At 66.3% G+C, this 18458-nt stretch carries 16 protein-coding genes; 6 read left to right on the forward strand and 10 right to left on the reverse strand.

Features of this window, described 5'->3' with window-relative positions; all coding sequences use genetic code 11:
- Positions 1-3: 3 nt before the first annotated feature.
- The 4 genes from DJ73_RS04310 to DJ73_RS04325 form a co-directional block, all read right to left on the reverse strand.
- Positions 4-441 carry a metal-dependent transcriptional regulator gene (locus DJ73_RS04310; protein ID WP_094525468.1) on the reverse strand — a complete coding sequence of 146 codons (438 nt, stop codon included), beginning with the start codon at positions 439-441 and terminating at the stop codon, positions 4-6.
- A gap of 43 nt (positions 442-484) precedes the next feature.
- The gene (locus DJ73_RS04315; protein ID WP_094525472.1) at positions 485-970 is read right to left on the reverse strand and encodes a rubrerythrin; all 486 of its coding nucleotides are present in this window, start codon (positions 968-970) and stop codon (positions 485-487) included.
- 132 nt (positions 971-1102) lie between these two features.
- Positions 1103-1702 carry a hypothetical protein gene (locus tag DJ73_RS04320; RefSeq protein WP_094557373.1) on the reverse strand — a complete coding sequence of 200 codons (600 nt, stop codon included), beginning with the start codon at positions 1700-1702 and terminating at the stop codon, positions 1103-1105.
- Positions 1703-1787: 85 nt separating this feature from the next.
- Complete coding sequence (locus DJ73_RS04325) at positions 1788-2369, reverse strand: bacterio-opsin activator domain-containing protein (RefSeq protein WP_198948005.1); 582 nt, start codon at positions 2367-2369, stop codon at positions 1788-1790.
- 175 nt (positions 2370-2544) lie between these two features.
- Here DJ73_RS04325 and DJ73_RS04330 point away from each other — a divergent pair, with 175 nt between their 5' ends.
- The 3 genes from DJ73_RS04330 (at position 2545) to DJ73_RS04340 (ending at position 3828) form a co-directional block, all read left to right on the forward strand.
- Positions 2545-3186, forward strand: a complete 642-nt coding sequence (locus DJ73_RS04330) for a helix-turn-helix domain-containing protein (RefSeq protein ID WP_094526480.1) — start codon at positions 2545-2547, stop codon at positions 3184-3186.
- A 214-nt stretch (positions 3187-3400) separates the two neighbouring features.
- Entirely contained in the window at positions 3401-3646 is a 246-nt protein-coding gene (locus tag DJ73_RS04335; RefSeq protein ID WP_094557375.1) for a HalOD1 output domain-containing protein, read from the forward strand.
- Positions 3643-3828, forward strand: a complete 186-nt coding sequence (locus DJ73_RS04340; RefSeq protein WP_094525287.1) for a hypothetical protein — start codon at positions 3643-3645, stop codon at positions 3826-3828. Before DJ73_RS04335 ends, DJ73_RS04340 begins: the two co-directional genes overlap by 4 nt.
- A gap of 105 nt (positions 3829-3933) precedes the next feature.
- Here the strand turns inward: DJ73_RS04340 and sufD are convergent, their stop codons facing one another.
- From sufD to DJ73_RS04360, 4 genes are all read right to left on the reverse strand, one after another.
- Positions 3934-5148, reverse strand: coding sequence for a Fe-S cluster assembly protein SufD (gene sufD / locus DJ73_RS04345; protein ID WP_094525286.1), 1215 nt, complete (start codon positions 5146-5148; stop codon positions 3934-3936).
- Position 5149: 1 nt separating this feature from the next.
- Positions 5150-6580, reverse strand: a complete 1431-nt coding sequence (gene sufB, locus DJ73_RS04350; protein ID WP_094525285.1) for a Fe-S cluster assembly protein SufB — start codon at positions 6578-6580, stop codon at positions 5150-5152.
- Positions 6581-6632: 52 nt separating this feature from the next.
- Positions 6633-7553: an ABC transporter ATP-binding protein gene (locus DJ73_RS04355; RefSeq protein ID WP_094525284.1), complete on the reverse strand. Its 921-nt coding sequence runs from the start codon at positions 7551-7553 to the stop codon at positions 6633-6635.
- Between the two features lie 133 nt (positions 7554-7686).
- On the reverse strand, positions 7687-12918 hold the full coding sequence (locus DJ73_RS04360) for a DNA polymerase domain-containing protein (RefSeq protein ID WP_094557376.1): 5232 nt from the start codon (positions 12916-12918) through the stop codon (positions 7687-7689).
- A gap of 102 nt (positions 12919-13020) precedes the next feature.
- Between DJ73_RS04360 and DJ73_RS20155 the strand changes: the two genes are divergently transcribed.
- The 3 genes from DJ73_RS20155 to DJ73_RS04370 all read left to right on the forward strand — a co-directional run bounded on the left by DJ73_RS20155 (position 13021) and on the right by DJ73_RS04370 (position 14365).
- The gene (locus tag DJ73_RS20155; RefSeq protein WP_170938219.1) at positions 13021-13194 is read left to right on the forward strand and encodes a hypothetical protein; all 174 of its coding nucleotides are present in this window, start codon (positions 13021-13023) and stop codon (positions 13192-13194) included.
- 143 nt (positions 13195-13337) lie between these two features.
- Positions 13338-13868, forward strand: coding sequence for a hypothetical protein (locus DJ73_RS04365; protein ID WP_094557377.1), 531 nt, complete (start codon positions 13338-13340; stop codon positions 13866-13868).
- 26 nt (positions 13869-13894) lie between these two features.
- Complete coding sequence (locus DJ73_RS04370) at positions 13895-14365, forward strand: hypothetical protein (RefSeq protein WP_094527638.1); 471 nt, start codon at positions 13895-13897, stop codon at positions 14363-14365.
- Positions 14366-14378: 13 nt separating this feature from the next.
- Here DJ73_RS04370 and rad50 read toward each other — a convergent pair whose 3' ends face one another.
- On the reverse strand, positions 14379-17066 hold the full coding sequence (gene rad50, locus DJ73_RS04375) for a DNA double-strand break repair ATPase Rad50 (protein ID WP_094557378.1): 2688 nt from the start codon (positions 17064-17066) through the stop codon (positions 14379-14381).
- Positions 17063-18370, reverse strand: coding sequence for a DNA double-strand break repair protein Mre11 (gene mre11, locus DJ73_RS04380; protein ID WP_094557379.1), 1308 nt, complete (start codon positions 18368-18370; stop codon positions 17063-17065). Before mre11 ends, rad50 begins: the two co-directional genes overlap by 4 nt.
- Positions 18371-18458: the final 88 nt, after the last annotated feature.

Below are 18458 nucleotides of genomic sequence, written 5' to 3' on the forward strand. Positions count from 1 at the left end.
TCTTCAGTCCGACTCGACCGGCGCCATCGCGACTTCGAGGCACGCGCAGGCGTCGGTCTCGGGGTCGAAGCAGTCGGGGCACTCCGGCTGGCGGTCGATGATCGTGTCCAGCCGCTCGGCGACGGTGTCGTCGATGACGGCCTCCAACTCGTGGGCCTCCGCGCGGAACTCCTCGACGCCGAGCACGTTCGCGAGGAAGCGCTCGATGATGCAGTAGGTCTGGAGCGCGTCCCGCGCTCGGAGGATCCCGTCGTCGGTGAGCTGAACTCCCTTGTACTTCTCGTGCTCGGCGAGTCCGCGTTCCTCCAGCTTCCCGATCATCTCGTTCGCGCTCGCCGGACTCACGTCGAGCGCGTCGGCTATCGAGCCCGTCGAGGCGGGGCCGTCTTCCTGTTTCTGTACAACGTATATTGTCTTGAGATACTGGTCTGCGGTGTTCACGGCTCTCCTCCGTCGGGGATCGTCGTCGGTTCGATACGCCGGTTCATCGTCGCTCCATGACCTCCGTGACCTCGCTGACGCCCTCGGCCTCCTCTTCTCGGATCGTCCGCAGCGTCCGCAAGAGGCGATCCCGGTCGATCGTGAACTCGGCGTCCGACGCCTCGATCGCCTCGATGAGGTCGTCGTAGAACTTGTACGCCGTCTCCTCGTTGCACAGCTGATCGTACAGGATCCCGTCGAAGTCCTCGGGCTTGGTCCGCCCGTAGCGGGCGTCGACGAGCGATTCGATCTCGTCGAACGGCACGCTGTCGACCCCGAGTCCGGCGATAAGCGACTCCAACCGTTCGCGGTGGTCGGCGGACTCCTCGGCCGCGTCCGCGAGCAGCGCCTCGATCTCGTCGTCGAGATCGGCGTCGACGCCCCGGTAGTGGTGGTGCGCCCGCGCCTCGACCACCTCCTCCAACACGATCCCGATCTGTAACAGCCGGGCGAGCTGGTCGTCGGAGGCGATCCGCTGGCTCACGCTCACGGCCACCACCCGTCACCACTCGATACGCCCGTTCGCATACACTTGCATTCGGGCGCAGGCCGACTTAAGATGTTCCCCTGCAGCCGGGGGGTCGTTCGCACGGGCCGGCGCGTCGAGAGGGCCGCCGACCGCCTATATCCCGAGCCAGTCACTGTTCCGGATCTGGTGTCCCTCTCGCCGAGCGACCTTCGCCGGCTGCCGACGGACCCCGCGCGAAGCCGGGAGCGCCCCCTTCTCGCGGACCCGCTCGACGACCCAGTCGCGGATCTCCGCGATCGCCTCGTCCTCGTCGTCGGGGCTGACCCGCTCCAGTTCTTGGAAGGTCCTCTCGTAGGCGTCGTACTGCGAGCCGTCGAGCTCCTCGTTCGGTAACGCCTCGCTGGTCTCGACGATCCGCTTCATCGCCGCGGCGACCGTGGGACGCCGTATCTGTACGCGGACGCGGTCCGGGGAGTCGAACACCACTCGGTCCGTGTCCGGGACCAGCTGTTCGACGGTGTACCGCTCCGTCGGGGACGCGACCTCGCGGTCGCCGATCGTCGAGACGATCTCAGCCCCCGTGACCGGGAACTCCAGCCGTTCGAGCTCGGGCTCGACCTCGCCGAGATCCGCGGTGTCGAGCTCCGGTTCGGGCTCGTCGCCGCGTTCCAGCTCCGCGTCGACGTCGCGCCGTCGCTGTCGGTTCTCCTCGTCCCGGGCTTGGTCCTCCCGTCCCGCTTTATCATCTGCCATTCTCTCGTGTACGACTCCCGACGGTATATTGCTGTAGGTAGTGTGAAATTACTACATTCCCGAAACAATGAACGTCCGCACCGCGCTACTCGTTCCGGGCCTTCCCCTCGTGCTCGTCGATCACCGACCGCAGCCGCCGGGCGAGAGCTCCCTCGACGCTCTGGACTCGCTTCTCGTCTGCGTCGTACTCGACGAGACCGGCGGCCTCCAGCTTTGGCAGGTCGGCGTGATGCAGCCTGGTTCGGGGGCGCCGCCGCTCGGCGTCCGTCGTCGTCCCCTCGCGCCGAGACTCGCGACGAACGTCGTCGACGAGCGACTCGTGGCTCGGGAACCGGACCTCGAACTGCCACGTCGACGGAGTCCCGACGCCGTCTCGGATCTGGCCCCCGTTCGCCTGCACCGCGTCCACGAGGGCGTCCCGAGTCGCGTCCCAGTCCAGCGTGAACAGCGTGCGGTCTTCGAACACGTCGACCGGGGTGGCCCCGTCGACTGTCGGGTGCCGTTGGACTCCGTCCACGAACGAGTCACGCGAGGCGTTGTGGATCCAGAACAACGGGGCTGTGGCTCCTCCGAGGGGGACGAGCGTCTCGAGTTCGACGGTGGAGTTTCCCTCGACCGCGAGTATTCGTCCGAGTTCGAAGTTCCCGGACGACACGCGGAACTCCACGATCACACTCATTAATCGATTCCGAATGAGTGGTCCTCGACCCGCATATAAAGAAGACAGACATGGGATACCATGTTCGCGTCGAGCGTGACGGTCGACCGCTCGTTCGGTCCGGCGGTCGACTACTTGGTACACCATACTCGTGCATTATGCCGGTCCGGAGCGATCGGTGGCTATGGCCACGGTCATGGAGTTCACGAGCCCGGCGGACGAGTTCCCGCTGGGCACGGTGTTCGAGAACCTGCCGGGGGTGACGGTCGAACTGGAACGACTCATCCCGGCCGCGTCGCTCATCATCCCGTACTTCTGGGTCCGCGGCGCGCGCGCGTCAGACATCGAGGCCGCCTTCGAGGCGCACCGAGGGGTCGTGAACATCGAGCTCATCGACGATGTCGACGGAGAGTACCTCATGCGCGCCGAGTGGGAAGACGACTACTACGGCGTCCTGACCGCCCTCGCGCGAGCCAATATCGTGGTGCTCTCGGGTATCGGCACCAAGGAGGGGTGGCAGTTCGAAGTCCGCGGCGAGAGCCGCGATCGGATCGGCGAGTTTCGGACGGACTGCCAGGCTCACGACATCTCCATCGAGATCACCGCCGTCCACTCGCTGCTTCCCGTTCAGGGCGACGGGTACGACCTCACGGAGACCCAGCGGGAGGCGCTGGTGTTGGCGTACGAGATGGGGTACTTCGACTCGCCGCGGACGGCGTCGCTGGAGGAGATCGCCGCGGAACTCGGCATCTCACAACAGTCGCTGTCCTCTCGGATCAGACGCGGCCACCGCCGGCTGATCGCGAGGACGCTGATCGCGGAGTGACACGTCGCTGCTCGCGTCGGGATCCGATGACGACGGACATCCTTTCTGCTTGTAAATACCTCCTGTATGATCAGTGCCACACCTGAACCGACGCAGCGTGCTACGTCTTTATATGTCTGCCGAAGACACTGAAATCATTCTCGAGTCGTTTACTTTTCGTCCGGGGTCGGAGACGTATCTGGCACGCTACGACAAGGTGGAGACTTCGGCCAGTATGGCGGTTGTTGCGACCCTCACAGAGATCTCAGACGTCGATCCGACTGAGATGGACCCCCTGTTTCAATCGATCGACGTCGAGTCGCTCGACGCGCTCTTCAGGGGTGCGACCGACGGCAACGTTCGCGTCACCTCCACGGTCGCGGGACGCGAGGTCACCGTCACCAATGACGCGGTGATCGCGAACCGCACGCCCGACGACGACAGCGGGACCGTCGGGATCGGTGAGGTCCCGTCCACGTGAACTCCGGAGACGAGACGCCGTCAGACGAGTCGGCGTTCCGCGACGAACTACGGTCCCTCCTCCGCCGCGCCCACGAGCGAGACGTCGACGTCGAGGGCGGGTGGGAGTGCCGGAACGGCGCCGAGAACCCGGACTGGGACATCATCGTTTCCGAGGTGCGAAAGCCGGACGAGTCCGAGTAGCCGCGCCGAACGCTCTTTGCGTCGAGGCGTCTCGAACGCGTCCGCGAGCGGCGGCGTCGTCGCCGCGGCCGTTTCGACGTCTCCGAAAAAACGCGACGACTCCGTCTACTGGAGCCGCTGGAGGACGAGCTCCTGAACGTCGTCGCGGAACTCGTCGACCGCGATCTCCTCTAACACGGGCACGAAGAAGCCCTCGACGAGCATGTTCCGCGCCGTGTGGGAGTCGATCGTGCGGCTCTCGAGGTAGAACAGGTCCTCGGCGTCGACCTGCCCGACCGTCGCGGAGTGCGACGCCTCGGTGTCGTGGTTGTGGATGATCAGCTTCGGCGACGCGTCGGCCTCGGCGTCGTCCGACAGCATCAGCGTGTTCTCGCGCTGGTAGCTGGACGTGTTCCACGCGTCCTCGCCGACGTCCTGAACGCCCTCGTAGACGGAGCGGGCCACGTCGTCGAGCACGCCGCGCGTGACGAGGTCGGCCGTCGTGTGCTCGGCCTGGTGCCAGACGCGGGCGTTGATGTCGAAGTGCTGGTCGTCGGTGCCGAAGAACGTCCCGACGATCTGGCTCTCGGAGCCGTCGCCGCTCAGTTCGGTCTCGACGTCCGAGCGGGTGAGCTTCGAGCCGAAGTTGCTCTCGATCCAGTCGACCGTCGCGTACGCGTCCGTCACGCCGCGCTTCAGCGAGTACGTGTACGAGTCGTCGTCGAGGTTCTGGAGCGAGCCGAACTGGACGTTCGAGTTCTCGCCCGCGGCGATCTCGACGAGGTTCGAGAAGTAGCGGTCGCCGTCGACCGCGCTGTCACCGCTCTCGATCGACTCGAGGATCGTCACCGACGACGACTCCTCGGCGACGACGAGCGTCTGGCTGAACAGCGAGCGGGAGTTCATCTCCGCGCGCACCGTCACGTCCTCGACGTCGACGCCCTCGGGGACGTAGACGAACGTGCCGGTCGTGAACAGCGCGACCGACAGCGCCGTGAGGTAGTTGTGCTCGGGGTCGAGCACCGAGCCGAAGTTCGCCTCGATGACGTCGCCGTACTCGTCGAACGCCTCGGTGAAGGGCAGGACGACGACCTCGTCGTCGCCGGCCGACCGCTCCGTGGCGTCGGACTGGTTCAGCGGGTCGACGAGCGCCTCGAAGTCGAGCGACTCCAGGTCTGTCCAGCGGCGCCCGGGCGTCTGGATGACGTCGGGCAGATCGGCCGTCTCCAGCGCCGAAAGCGCGTTCAGACGGGTCTCGAGGAGCCACTCGGGCTCGTCGCGTTCGTCGGCGATGCGTCGTACCGTGTCCTCCGAGAGGCTCTCGATTGCTTGCGTGCTCATGTTATCCGAGCGAGCCCTCCATCTCGAGTTCGACGAGCCGGTTGAGCTCGACGGCGTACTCGATGGGCAGCTCCTCCGTGATGGGCTCGATGAAGCCCGAAACGATCATCTGTTTCGCGTCGTCGTCGTCGAGGCCGCGCGACTGGAGGTAGAAGATGTCCTCGTCGCCGATCTTCCCGACGGTCGCCTCGTGGGCGACGTCGACCTTCGACTCGTTGATCTCCATGTACGGCATCGTGTCCGACGTCGACTCGTTGTCGAACATCAGCGCGTCGCACTCGACGGCGGTCGAAGAGTTCTCCGCGCCGTCGGCGATGTGGACGAGGCCGCGGTAGTTGGTGCGGCCGCCGTCCTTCGCGATCGACTTCGACTCGACGGTGGACTTCGTGTCCGGCGCGTTGTGGTACACCTTCGCGCCGGTGTCGATGTCCTGACCCTCGCCCGCGAAGGCGATGGTGATGTGGTTGTCGGAGGCGCCGCGGCCCTTCAGGATCGTCGAGGGGTACAGCATCGTTGCCTTCGACCCCATCGACCCCGAAATCCACTCCATGCGCCCGCCCTTCTCGGCGATGGCGCGCTTCGTGTTCAGGTTGTACGTGTTTTTCGACCAGTTCTGCACGGTCGAGTACTGGACGTGGGCGTCCTCGTCGACGAACACTTCCACGCCGCCGCAGTGGAGATTGAACTTCGAGTACTTCGGCGCGGAACAGCCCTCGATGTAGTGGACTTCCGAGCCCTCTTCGGCGATGATGAGCGTGTGCTCGAACTGGCCCATCCCCTCGGAGTTCATCCGGAAGTACGCCTGCACGGGCATGTCGACGGTGGTATTCTCCGGGACGTAGACGAACGAGCCGCCGGACCAGATGGCGCCGTGGAGCGCCGCGAACTTGTTGTCGCTCGGGGGGACGCACTTCGTCATGAAGTGCTCGCGGACGAGCTCTTCGTGCTCCTGGACGGCCTCGTCCATGTTACAGAAGATGACGCCCTTCTCCTCCCACCGCTCCTGCATGTTCTGGTAGACGACCTCCGACTCGTACTGGGCGCCGACGCCGGAGAGCGCGTTCTTCTCCGCCTCCGGGATGCCCAGCTTGTCGAAGGTGTCTTTGATTTCGTCCGGGAGCTCGGTCCAGTCGTCCACGCCGGCGCGGACGTCGACGTCCGGCCGGATGTACGGGATGATCTCGTCGACGTCGACCTCGCTCAGGTCCGGCTGGCCGGGCCAGTCGGTCGGCATCGGCATCTCCTGGAACTGCTTGAGGGCGCGAAGGCGCCGCTCCAGCATCCACTCCGGTTCGTCCTTGTCCTCCGAGATGATGCGGACCGTCTCCTCGGTGAGGCCCTTCTCGGTCTGGAAAGCGGACTTCTCCTCTTTCTTGAACTCGAAGCGGGCCTCGGTGTCTGTCTCTTTGAGATCGTCTTGTTGTGAACTCATGATATTATGTTACGTGTTCCCCCGTTTATTCCTGTTGCGTGACCATTTGTGGTTACGCCGCATCGAACGCGTCCTCGCGGACCCAGTCGTACCCCTTGTCCTCGAGCTTCTCCGCGAGTTCCGCCCCGCCGCTCTTGACGACTTGGCCGTCGAGCATCACGTGGACGTGGTCGGGCTCGACGTAGTCTAAGATTCGCTGGTAGTGGGTGATCTGGAGGACGCCCGTGCCCTGCTCGTCGCGGAGGGCGTTGATTCCCTCGGAGACGTCTTGGAGCCGGTCGATGTCGAGCCCGGAGTCGATCTCGTCGAGCACGGCGATCGCGGGCTCCAGCATCGCGGCCTGCAGAACCTCGTTCTGCTTTTTCTCCCCGCCGGAGAAGCCGGCGTTGAGGTAGCGCTGCATGAACTTCTCGTCCATGTCGAGCAGCTCCATCTTCTCCGAGAGGATCTGCTGGAACTCGGCGACGCCGATATCGCCGTCGTCGGCGGCGCCCTCCATCGGGGAGGTCTCGTAGCCCTCGTCGTCCTCGTCGGCGTCGGCCTCGTCGGCCTCCTCGTCCTCGAACAGCTCCTCCCGCTCGTCCGCCTTCGCGTTGAGCGCCTGCCGGAGGAAGTTCGTCATGGTGACACCCTCGATCTCCGCCGGGTACTGGAAGCCGAGGAAGATGCCGAGCGCGGCGCGCTCGTTCGGCTCCATCTCCAGCAGCTCCCAGTGATAGTCGTCGTCGTCGAGGTCGGCGCTGATGTCCGCGACGTCCTCCTCGTCGAGGTGGAGCAGGACCTCGCCGTCGGTGACCTCGTACGCCGGGTGGCCGGCGATGACCTTCGCGAGCGTCGACTTCCCGGAGCCGTTCGGCCCCATCAGCGCGTGGATGTCGCCGGACTCGACGGTCAGGTCGACCCCGCGAAGGATGCGTTCGCCGCCCTCTTCCGCCACTCGTGTGTGAAGATCGTTGATTTCGAGAGTAGCCATGTGTATTCTCGTGCCTCGTACGTTGACGGTAGTGGTTGAGGCGGTTAATGGTTACGCATCCCCCCGACAAAACTCTCGAATCAAGCAAGAATTTTTCCAACGATCGAAAACTGCTTTCAGCGAGACGACCTGTCTACATGAACGAGCCGAGTCCGGTCTGCTCCTGTCCGGTCTTGACTTCCTCCCACGACATGCCGAGCGCCTCGATGACGCGCTCGATGGGCCCTTTCAGCGTCTTGTCGAGCATCTTCTCCCAGTCGACCTCGAACTCCTCCGGGACCTGGTCGGCGTACTCGAAGCAGATCACGTCGGGGTCGCGCTTGAACTCCCCGTACAGGTGGTCGCGCTGCGGGTCGAGCCCCTTCTCTCCCTCCATCCGCTGCCAGAAGTCGGGGTGGACCTTCTCGATGTAGAGCCGCTTCGGCTTCGACCCGCTCCCGAAGTTGGTCCCGAGCATGCGGTTCGCGTACTTCGCGCCGCGGACCTGCGCGGTCGGCGTGTCGTAGGCGTCCAGCTTCTTGCCGATCCCGCCCGGGATCCCGATCTCGTCGAGGTCCATGTCGCCCTCGAGCACGCGGGCGATGACGTCCACGAGGTACGTCTTCACCTCTTCCATGTCCTCGTCGATGTCGTCGCCCGTGACGATCGTCTCGATGACGTTCTGCTGGACTTCCTTCGTGATGCCGGCGATGTCCGACCGCTTGTACTCGAAACCGGTGATGTCGATGTCGTCGACGTCTTTGCCCTCCTTCCAGATGATGTGGCCGGCGTAGCGCTTCTTCTTGCCCGCCTGGAAGAACCGCCGGTAGAGCTTCTCGAACTCGATCTGGAAGCGATGGAACTCGGCGTTCAGCTCGTCGCGCGCGAAGTCGTCGTAGCGCTCGTTGATGTGGTCCTCTATCTCGAAGGAGGTCTCGATCGCCTCCTCTTTCGACATGTCAGACAGAGAAAGCATGACGCTGTCGGTGTCGCCGTAGGCGACTTCGTAGTCGAGCTCGTTCGCGGCCTCCTCGGTGAAGTCGATGACCTCGCGACCGGTCGCCGTGACGGCCGCTGCGCCCTCTTTGTCGTAGAGACGGAACCGGTCCCATCCCGTCACGCCGTACAGCGACTGCCCGACAAATTGGAACTTCCCGTTCCGACCGGCGAGGAGCGTGTGATTGTCCTCGACGGTCACGCAGTAGACACCGTCCTCGGCCTCGCTTCGGTCGGCACTCCGATGCATCCGAAGCGTGTTCTTCGCGTCTTCCGTGACGTAAATCCGCCAGCTCCCGCTGTCGCGGTTGTAGCTCGCGGTGAGCCCGAGGTGGGCACACAGGCGGAGCACGTCGTCCCGAAGCCGCTCGCTCGAGGTCGTGTATCGCCACGATCCGGACTGGCGGTCGCCGTCGCCGTCGATCAGGGTTTCCAAGAACGCGCGTTTCTGCGCCGTGCTCGCCTCGAAGACGCGATCCGGAATTCGCTTCTCGAAGCTCCCGTCGCCACAGCTGTCTCGGAGGAGATCCCCGAGCAGCTCCGAAGTGAACTGATAGCTGCGATCGTCGACGTAGTAGTCCAACCCCATCCGGTCTAGGAGCTCGCCGATCGTCGCGTGATCGGAGCTACCGCCGTCCGCGACCGCGTCCTGTGCGATCTTGACCGTGGTGGCCGAGCCCCGAACGTTCTCCCCGAATCGCTTCTCCTCGGACGTGTACACGTTTCCTTCCGTGACGTACCACGCGAGCAGTTCGAGGAAATCGTCCCCGTCGAACGTTCGCGGGATCCATTTTCGACCTGACTCGCGGTGAACGAAGCTCCGCTCACACACCGACTCGACGTACTCGCGGTGTGCTTCGAACTCCTCCGCCGTGAACACGTAGCCGGTTTCGCCGACGTCCGCCTTCGGAACGCGCCGCGGGGTCCATCCCAGTTCGGCGGTGAACGTGCGACCGTGGACGCTCGGCCGGACCCACACCTCGTACTCGCCGTCGACGAGTTCGGTCAGATCGACTTCGTCGATCCGCTCGCCGTCTGGTCCGGCCCAGTCATGGGGAAGCTGGTAGTTCGTCGCCCGATCGAGGTCGCCCGCCTCCACGAAACCGTACCCGTCCTCGGTGATTCCGTTCGTCTCGTTTTTCCGAACCAGCATCCGGTGGTTCGGCGTCACGCGGAAGTCGATTTTCGAGGTCTCGATGTCGACGAGCTCGCCTCGGTAGTCGGGGTACGCGTGGGTCTCTTCGACGGTCTTTACCTCCATCTCCTCCGTGTCGGGATCGAGCGAGTAGACGGAGTCGCCGACCGCCAAGTCCGTGATCGACCGAACGCCATCGGGAGTCACGACTTCGGTGTCCGGCGTGAAGCAGTTCATAATAACCTTGACAGCTCCCTGCTGCCGGTCGTACTGCTCGTACGGTTCGGTGCCGGGGTCGTGGTCGTTCCGGAGCGCCTTCTTCTCCTCGCGCTCGGAGAGGAGTTCGTCGACCATCTCGCGCATGATCCCGTCCGGCTCCTTCTGGAAGTGGGTTCCGTTGGGCGCGACGTACGTCTCGCCGTCGTACTCGGCGGGGTCGACCTTCGTCTCCGGGCCGGCGTTGATCGTCACCATGCACATCGGGTACAGCGACTGTCCGATCCATTGGAGGTGGCCGTTCCGTCCGGCGAGTACAGTGTGGTTATCCTGGGCTGTGATACAGTGTACTTGTCCGTCGTGCGGTTCGGTCGTGGCGTTCGCCTTTTTCAATGACCCTTGCTTTCCGATCGAGACGTACCACGTCCCGTCGGACTGTTTCGTAACCGTCGGCTTCTCGCCACACCGCACTCCGAGCCGGACGGCGTCCTGTTTCAGCCGATCGCTTTTGGTCCAGAACTTGTTGAGTCCGCTTTCTGTCCGGCTCCCGTCGCCATCGATGAGCGTGTCGAGCAGATGACGAAGGTGGCCCGCGTCGAGACCGAACACCCACTCCGGAAGATGTTTTTCAGAGAACCCGTCGCCGCAGTGATCCCGGAACCAATCGTGAAGGAATCGGTTTGAGATTTTGAACCGCGTTTCGTTGCTCGCGTAGTTCAGATCAATCCGTTCTAACAGATCCCGGATCGACTCTCGACCCTGCGGATCGCGTTGATGTAACACGATCCCGGGAACCTCACGAACAAAACTTCCCTCCGTGACGAACCAGCCCATCAGTTCAAGCCAGTCGTCCATGTTGAAGGAGAGGGGCATTTCAGCGTGTCCGCGATCGTATTTAAGAAGGGTCTCGTCGGCGTGTTCCTCGATCTGTTCGCGGTTCTGTCGATACACCTCGATCGGTATCAGATATTTTCCGGCTTTTCCATCAACCGTCGCGAGTCGAGATGTTCCCTTCGCCCGATCGAGTTCAGACTCGATTCCCACGGGCATCGCTGCTCGGAATCCGGTCAAGCCGTCGTGAGCGTACACGGCGACGTGGCCGTCTTCGACCTCCTCGAAAAGGTCGAACTTCTCGCGTTTCGATCCGGCCATCGGTTCGTGTATGGGGAATGCGAACCGCTCGTATTCCGGCACATCACGGTATTCGCTGAACTCGAAATCCGACGGGCCGAGATCGCTCCATCCGCGGCTCTGTGACAGGAGGAACCGGTGATTCTCCGTCACTTTAAAATCGTGCGTGTTCCCGCTGACGTGGTGTAGCTCGCCGTATTCGTTTTGGTACGAATGAGTCTCGGCGACTGGCTTGATTTCGCACTCAAACGTTTCTGAATTCAACGTGTAGACGGGATCGCCGACATTCAGTTCTGTTATCGGCTTGAGCCCGTTCGGCGTTGCGACGTCCGTGTCGGCGCTGAAACACTTCAGGTCCTGGACCGTCACCATCTCCTTGACGCCGGTGATCGGGTCGAAGACGGCGCCGCCCTCGAACTCCTCCGACTCCTGTTGGCCCTTCGTCGGGAGCGCGAACTTCCCGAACGCCTTGTGGAGGACGTACATGTCGACCGTGTCGCCGGGGGTCGGCGCGTCCTCGATCTTGCAGCCGACGAAGGTGCGAACCTCGTCCCAGAAGGCGATCACGTCCTGCTTCCGGTCGATCTCGACGCACAGCTCCACGTCGCGGATGCTGTACTCCAGCAGGCGCTCGGGGTCCTGCTCCCAGAGGTCGCCGATGTCGCCCGTATACCGCTCCTTGCCGACGCCGAGCTCGCGCTCGCCGACCGCGTCGAGCCGGTACGACTCCAGCTCCGTGAACATCGTCCGCTTGTACGCGTACAGCAGGTCGAAGACGACCCGGCCCTTGATGTCGGGGCCGCCCCAGCCGGAGCGCCACACCTCGCCGATCCGGGAGAGCCGATCGACGGAGAGGTCGTACTGGCTCCCGTCGTCGAGCACTTCCATGCGATCGAGGAGATACGGCGCGTCGAAATCCTCGAAGTTCCACCCAGTAAAAAGATCTGGGTCGGTGTCGTCGATGTAGTCGACGAACGCGTCGAGCATCGCGGCCTCCTCGGTGAACGTCTCGACCCGGAAGTCGATCTCGCCGTCGCTCGCGATCCCCTCGTAGTCGGGGAGGTCCTCGGGCGGCGGGATCTCGGCCTCGGGGGCGTCGTACAGCCAGACGACGTACTCGTCGTCGTAGGAGTCGTGGCTCGTGAGACAGATGATCGGCTCCTCGCCGTCCTCGGGGAACCCCCGGCGGTCGTCGACCTCGATGTCGAAGGTGTTCACGCGGAGGTCGGCGTCGACCTCGGCCGGCTCCAGCTGCCCCTCGTGGACCTGCATCGTCCCGGAGCCGTCGTCGAGCCGGCGCTCCTCGACCCGCATCCCGCCGTTGATCCCGTTGTCGATCAGGAAGCGGTTCGGGAAGAGGATGTCAGCCTCGAAGCTGGTCTCGAAGTCGTCGCGGATGTTCCCGACGTCGCGGGGCGTCCGGGTGACGATCCGGGTGAGCGGCTCGCCGCGGATGCTCTCGTACGGCTCGCCGTCCGGGCCCTCCTCGCGCGTCCCGATCACGACGTCGTACGCCTCGACGGGGTCGCGGTCGAGGTCGGCGGTGGGGACGTAGAAGTACGGCTCGACGCCCAGCACGCGGACGTGCTCGCGGACGTCGTCCTCGACGTCGCCGTCGACGGTCGCCGCCGGGCGCCGGCCGAAGACGTGAACGACGGGGTACTCGTCGCTCCCGTATCCCTCCACGGCGTAGTCGATCTGGGTGATCATCAGCTCGACGGTCCCGGTCGACTCCGGGAACTTCGCCTCGTCGACGTCGACGACGTCGCTGACGCGGCCCCGCCCGCCGCCGGCGACGACGGCCGCCTCCTGTGCGGCGAGGTCCTCCCGTTCGGTTTCCGTGCCGCCGTGCTCCCCCTCGTCCGCGTCCGCGGGCGACGAGAAGTCCGACAGCCCCGACTGAGTCATATCGGTCCTTCGGCGGCACCCGGCTAAAAAACTCGGCTTTCGGGTGCGGCGAGGACTCCCGCCACGGAAAGGCCTTTAATGTGTGATGACTTACCACGGTCCATGTCTTCGGACCCACGTTCGGAACCCGAGGTGGCTCGCCCGACCGGTCGCGACGCGGTCGACGCCGAGGTGGAGGTGTACGAGGACGACGGGAACGTGGTGCTGTTCGACGCCGCGAACCCCCTCGCGTGGGTCGAGGCGAGCCGAACGGTCCGGCTCGCAGACGCGACCTGACGCGGCGCTTCGGTTCCGCGCTCGTCTCACGTCCGTAGTGGCGGTGCCGGCTTCTCCGCGGCCGCGCCACCTTCCCCGCGGCCGCGACGTCCCGACCGCGACCGGACGGAACCCCTTTGCCTCGCCCCCGCGTACGACCGTACGTGTTCAGCCTCGACGAGGACGACGAGGGCGAGGTCTCCTTCGGCGAGAGCTCCGACGCCGAGCGGGAGATGACGCCGGACATCCCGAAGGCCCCCTCGGTGAAGACGTTCGACGACGGGGGCGACTTCGAGGGCGCGAGCGACGTCGACTCCGGCACGCTCCGCGCGTTCGTGGTCGCCGTGATCTACGCCAACGCCGCGGTGTTCCTCGTCGCGCTCGGCCCGATGGTTTGGTACTTCGAGGGGTGGTCGCGCGTCGGTCCGGTCCTCCTCGTCGCCGGGCTTCTCGCCGGCGTTCGGACGTACCAGACGTACCGTGCCTGGGAGCGCTCTCGGGACGAGGCGGCCGACGCGGATGCCGATACGGATGGTATCGATGCCGACGCGGACGCTGTCGAGGCCGCTCGCTCCGGGGCTGCGGACGCTAAGGCCGACGACGCTGCCGACGCCGACGACGCTGACGACGCTGACGACCCGGACGACGCTGACGACGCTGACGACCCGGACGACCACACGCCCCCGGAAGCGTAATGAATTGGGGACTCTCTCCTTCGCCTATGCAGACGGTCCGCGACGCCGACGGCGACACGTACCTCCTGGTGAAGCGCTCCGCGGAGTCGAGCCGCGTCCGCGACCCGGCCACGGGCGCGGAGCGCTACGTCGACAACGACGAACTCAGCGTCGTCGACGGGGAGTCGCCGCTCGCGACCGCGGCCTCCGGAGTTCCCTCGTCGGTCCGCAAAACGATGCGCGCGGTCCACGACGACCGGTCGCTCGGCCTGCTCGCCGTGGTCGTCGACGAGGGGCCGCTCCCCGTGATCGAGCTGCTCGACGCGACGGAGCTGTGCGAGTCCGACCTCCACGGGACGGTCACCGAGCTCCGCGCGGCCGGCCTGATCGCCGAGGTCGACGTCGACGGCCGGCGGGGGTACGCCGCGACGGACGACGCGAGCGAGGCGATCGAGCTCCTGCGAGGCGGGCCTGAGGCGGACATCGCCGCGGGGCGCGACCGCGCCGAGGGCGGCTGAGCGACGGCCGAGATCAGTCGTCCGCGAGCGACGCGGCGTCGAGCTCGGCGGCGTCCGCGCGGCGGGCCGTCGAGCGGTTCGAGCGCGGCTCCTTCTCGACGGTGACGAGCTCGTCGGCGGCGCCCACCAGCTCGTCGTCGTGGCTGACGATGAGGATCTGCTCGACGCCGAAGCCGCGCATCTCCTCCACAAGCCGGACGAGCCGGGAGACGTGCCCGGAGTCGAGGAAGACGGTCGGCTCGTCGAGGATGAGCGGCGGGGTCGGCGCGGCGCCTTCGATCCCCTCGGAGAGCAGCCGGTAGATCGCGCAGCGCAGCGAGAGGTTGAACAGGGCGCGCTCGCCGCCGGAGAGCTGCTCAGGATCGAGCGCCTCGCCGTCCTTCTGGTAGACCGTGAGCGCGTACTCGCCGTCGAGCTCGATGTGCGAGTAGGCGTCGTTGCCGTACACCAGATCGAACGTCTCGTTGAGCGTGCGTTCTAACTCGGCGACGTTGCGCTGGCGGAGCTCCGCGCGGAGGTCGCCGTACATCGCCTCCAGCTCGCTCGTCTCCCCGTGGAGCCCCTCCAGCGCCTCGACGGTCGTCGCCAACTCCGCTCGCTCCCCGCGGAGGGTCTCCAGCTCCCGAATCTCGCCGTTCACGCTCCCGATCGCGTTCTCCAGCTCCGTCCGCCGCTCCGCGAGCCGATCCAGCTCCCCGTCGACGCGTTCGAGGTACTTCTCGGCCTTCTCCTTCCGCGTCTTCGCCTCCTCGACCGCCGCTTCGTCGACCGCGGCCGCGAGCTCGTCGCGCCGCTCGCGCTTGTCGGCGAGCCGGTCGCGCCGCTCGTCGTTGAGCTCCCCGAGCGTCTCCCGTTTCTCGCGGCGGCGCTCGATCGCCGACTCCGCCTCCGAGATCGCCCCTACCCGCTCCTCGACCGCGTCCACCGCTTCGCGGGCCTCGTCGAGCGCACCGAGCGACGCTTCGAGTTCCGCAACGCGGTCCGCGGCCGACTCGGCCTCCTCGCGCTTTTCCGCGGCGACATCGCGGATCTCGTCGGCCTCCTCGCGCTTTTCCGCCGCGGCCTCGCGCTTTTCCGCCGCGGCCTCGCGCTTCTCAGCCGCCTCCGACCGGCGCTCGTCGACGCGCTCTTCGAGCATCTCCGTCGTCTCGTCGATCTCGTCGAGCCGGTCCGCGGCCGCCGCGAGCCCGTCCAGCTCTTCGATCCGCTCGTCGAGGCTCTCCTCGCGTTCGCGGGCCGATTCCAGCTCGGCCTCCAGCTCGTCGACGCGCGCCCGGTCATCTTCGATCCCGGCCGCGTGCGGCGAGTCCTCCACCGGCTGGCCGCACTCGGGACACTTGCCGGCCGCGAGCAGCTCCTCGGCCTCCGCGACGCGTTCGCGAGCGTTCTTCAGCTCCGCGGACAGCTCCGCGATCCGCTCGCGGACCTCGCCGCGTCGCTCGCGAAGCGCCTCGTGCTCGTCGGCGACGTCGTCGCGGTCCACGTCGGCAGCCGCGAACCGTTCGCGGAGGGTCTCGGCCTCCTCGCGGAGCTCCTCGATCGAGGACTCGCGCTCGTGGGCCTCGTCGTCGGCCGTCTCGGCCTCGTCGGCGAGGTCGTCGGCCTCTCCCTCCAGCTCCGCGGCGCGGTCGGCGAGGTCGTCGGCCTTCCCGGCGAGGTTCGTCGCCTGGTTACGGAGCGCCTCGGCGCTCACCCGTCCGTCGTCGAGCTCTTCGCGGATCGACGCCTCGCGCTCGTCGAGCTCCGCGCGGCGAGCGGCGACGGTCTCCTCGTCGGCCGCGTCGAGGCCGGCGTCGTCGAGCCGCTCCCCGATCCCGGCCTCGATCTCGTCGATCCGCTCTCGGGCCTCCCGGATCGCGTCCCGGTGCTCGTCGCGCTCGCGCTCGGCCTCGCGGATCGCCTCCTCGATCTCGCCGATCTCCGCCTTCACCGACTCCAGCTCCTCTCGCTTCTCCGCGTGGGTCGAGAGCGTCTCCGCGGCGTCGTCGCGCGTCTCCTTCGCCCGATCCCGCTGGTCCTCGTAGCGTTCGATCTCGTCCGTCACCTCCGAGAGGTCGCTCTCGAGCCCGTTGAGCCGCTCGTGGAGGTCGCGATCCTCCTTCGCCGCGATCTGCTCGTCGAGCTGGTCGAGCCGTCCGCGGCGGTTCTCTAACACGTCCTCGACGCCGAGCCGGGCGTCCCCGGCGCGCTCGCGGTACTCCTCTAGCTTCCCGAGTTGGAGCAGGTCGTCGATCGTGTCCTGGCGCTCCCGCGGACTGGCGTCGATCAGCTCGTTCACCTCTCCCTGCCGCACGTACGCGCAGCCGACGAACGCCTCCGCGTCCATCCGGAGCAGCTCGGTGACGAACTCGCGCACGGCCCGCGCGCCGTCGCGGGTCACGTCGCTCTCGTCGGTCGATTCGAGCGTGCACTGGTGGTCGATCCGGTCGTCGTACACCCGGAGCCGCCGCTCGATCCGGTACGGCGTCCCGTCGTGGGTGAACCACAGCTCGACTTCGGTCTCCTCTTCGCCCTTCGTGACGACGTCGTCGAGGGTGCCGCCGAGCGCTTTCGACCCGTACAGCGCGAAGAAACAGGCCTCTAAGAGCGACGACTTGCCGCTCCCGTTGAGCCCGTGAATGACCGTGACGCCCCGCGTCAGCCGGAGGTCGGCGTCGCCGTACGGCTTGAAGTTCGAGAGCCGGATTCGGTCGAAGTTCACAGGTAATCCTCCATGGAGACTTGGCCGTCGGTCGCGGCGGTCTCGGGGGCCCGTTCGCCGTCGTCGTCGCCGTCTTCCGCGGTGTCGTCGCCGGTCCCGGTCTCCTCGTGCGCCTCGTCCCTCTCGTCCGCGCCTTCCTTGGAGTCGTCGCCTTCCTCGGCGTCGCCGCCCGCTCCGCCCCCTTCGAACGCGTCGAGGTCGTCGATTCGCTCTTCGACCCGCCCCTTCACCGTCTTCCTGACGTTGCTGTCGGGGAGCGTGTCGGCGCGGACCGCCTCGTCGACGTCGCGGGCCGCCTCGGAGAGCGCCATCTCCTCGATCCGCTCCCGCACGGCGTCCTCGGGGTCGGCGAAGCTCACGTCGACCTCGGCGTCGGTCTCGACCTCGCGGCGGTCGGTGACACGGGCGATGAGCGCCCCCTCCTCGGTCGCGAACTCCTCGATCGCGGCCGGGGTCACCGGCTCGCCCTCGCCGGTCACGTCGACGAGCACGACCGCGTCGTCGAGGTCGTGTTGGCGGACCTTCTCCCGCACCCGCGCCGCGCCCTCTCCCTCGCGGAGGTCGACTTCGACGAAGACGAACGGGCGCGTGTCGAGCGCGCGCCGCCGGATATCCACGCGGTCGTCGCCGCCCGCGGCGTCCGCGTCGAAGGTGACGAGGTTGTAGCCCCTCCCTTCCTTCTCGCTCGCGCTCGCGCGCTCGGTGGACCCCGGGTAGGTGACCCACGTGTCGCTCACCTCAGCGACGTCGGGCGTGTGGTTGTCGCCGAGGAGCATCGCGTCGAACGCGACGTCGCTCTCCGCGAGCACCGCTTCGGTGTCCCAGTCCGCGTAGCCGAACGGCTCGAAGAGGCCGTGCGCGACGAGGGCGGCGTAGTCGGCGTCGTGGTCCGCGAACGCGTAGTCGAGGTCGTCCCGGCGGGAGACGGGGACGTGGTCGAGCCCGTAGAACGCCGTGTCGCCCACCACGGTCGGCTCGTCGCCGAGCCGTGTCGCGAGCCCCAGCCGCTCGAAGAGGTCGAGCCACTGGCCGCCCCGCGTCGATTCGTGATTGCCGACGACCGCGAGGAGGGGGATCCCGGCGTCGTCGAGCCGACGGAGCACGGAGATGGTGCCCATCAGGTCGACGAGCTCGGGACGTCGGTCGTGGAAGAGGTCGCCCGCGTGGATCACCGCGTCGACGTCGCCGTCGATCGCGTCGTCGATCACGGCCTCGAAGGCGTCGAGGAAGTCCTGTCGTCTGACCGGCGAGTGGTACTGCGCGTACCCGATGTGGGTGTCGCCGGTGTGGATCACCCGCGTCATCTGCCCGGACGTTGGCCGGTGTCGGGTTTAGGGGTTCCGGGGGCGGAGCGGAAGTGGTCGGCGGTCCGGAGAGCGGGCCGCCGTCCGA

The organism is Halorubrum sp. Ea1, assembly GCF_002252965.1.
Lineage (GTDB): Archaea > Halobacteriota > Halobacteria > Halobacteriales > Haloferacaceae > Halorubrum.